The following is a 1,271-nucleotide window of genomic DNA, read 5'->3' as shown; positions in this document are numbered from 1 at the left end:
CCCTCCCTGTCACGCTGATGTGAGACAGCCCGTCTACCAGGGGATACTCTTCCTGGACGGCCCTGAGGAGCACACATCAGCATGACGTCGAAGCCCCACGAGAACCCGGATCCGGACGCCCGGCCCCAGCGGCGGACATTCACCGCGGAGTTCAAGGCGCGGATCCTGGACGAGTACGAGTCGGCGCCGGATGCGGCGGCTCGCGGGGCGATTCTGCGCCGGGAACGGCTGTATGGGTCACACATTCTCGACTGGCGCAAGGCCCGGGATGCCGGAGCCGCGGCCGGCCTGACGGACCGGCGGCAATCGGCTGCGCGGGCGGCGAAGAAGGCCGAGAATGCCGAACTTGCCCGCCTTCAGCGGGAGAACGCGCGCCTGCAGGCCAAGCTGGCCAAGACCGAGACTGCGTTGCAGATCATGGGAAAAGCGCACGCGCTCTTGGAACTGCTCTCCGAGAGCGCGGATGCCGTGCCGATGCCGAACCGGTCCTCGCCGAGGCGCAGCAGGCGCTGACCGAGGTCTGGGGCGTTGCGCCCGCGTGCCGGCTGACCGGCCTGTCGAGAGCGACGCTCTACCGGCACCGCACGCCACCACTGGTCTCACGGCCGCGGGCACCACGTAAGCCACCGCCGTCGGCGCTGTCGCAAGCCGAACGTGAGCAGGTGCTGCAGTTGCTGAACCGGCCCGAGTACGCCGATCTGGCGCCCGCCCAGGTGTGGGCCCGGGAGCTCGACGAGGGCCGCTGGTGGTGTTCAGAGTCCACGATGTACCGGATCCTGCGGGCCGCCGGGCAGACCGGCGAACGACGGGCCCAGGCCACGCACCCGGCCCGCACCAAGCCCGAACTCGTGGCCGACGCCCCCAACCAGGTCTGGTCCTGGGACATCACCAAACTGCGTGGCCCGGTCAAGGGCGTCTGGTTCCACCTCTACACGGTGATCGACATCTGGTCCCGCTACGTCGTCGGCCACCTGATCGCCGGCTACGAGGACGGACAGCTCGCCGAGGCACTGATCGCCGACGCGGCCGCCCGGGAACGCGTGAACCCGGATCAGTTGACCGTGCACGCCGACCGGGGTGCGGCGATGACCAGCAAGACGGTCACCCAGTTGCTGACCGATCTGAAGATCGGCCGCAGTCACAGCCGGCCGAAGACATCCAACGACAACCCGTTCATCGAGGCGAGCTTCAAGACGTTGAAGTACGACCCGACGTTCCCGGACTCGTTCGGGTCGATTCAGCATGCCCGGCAGCACTGCGAGGCGTTCTAC

The 1,271-nt window shown here is 68.3% G+C and carries 2 protein-coding genes; both read left to right on the top strand.

What is annotated here, in order from left to right; translation table 11 throughout:
• Window positions 1-81: 81 nt before the first annotated feature.
• Window positions 82-513 carry a hypothetical protein gene (locus AB0E94_RS53055; protein WP_360344610.1) on the top strand — a complete coding sequence of 144 codons (432 nt, stop codon included), beginning with the start codon at window positions 82-84 and terminating at the stop codon, window positions 511-513.
• A gap of 149 nt (window positions 514-662) precedes the next feature.
• Window positions 663-1,271: DDE-type integrase/transposase/recombinase (locus tag AB0E94_RS53050; protein ID WP_360344607.1), on the top strand; the 609-nt coding region annotated here is incomplete at its 3' end.

Source organism: Actinoplanes sp. NPDC026670 (genome assembly GCF_040638175.1).
Classification (GTDB): domain Bacteria; phylum Actinomycetota; class Actinomycetes; order Mycobacteriales; family Micromonosporaceae; genus Actinoplanes.
The sequence above is the reverse complement of the archived record's forward strand: the minus strand, read 5'-3'. Positions and strand labels throughout refer to the sequence as shown.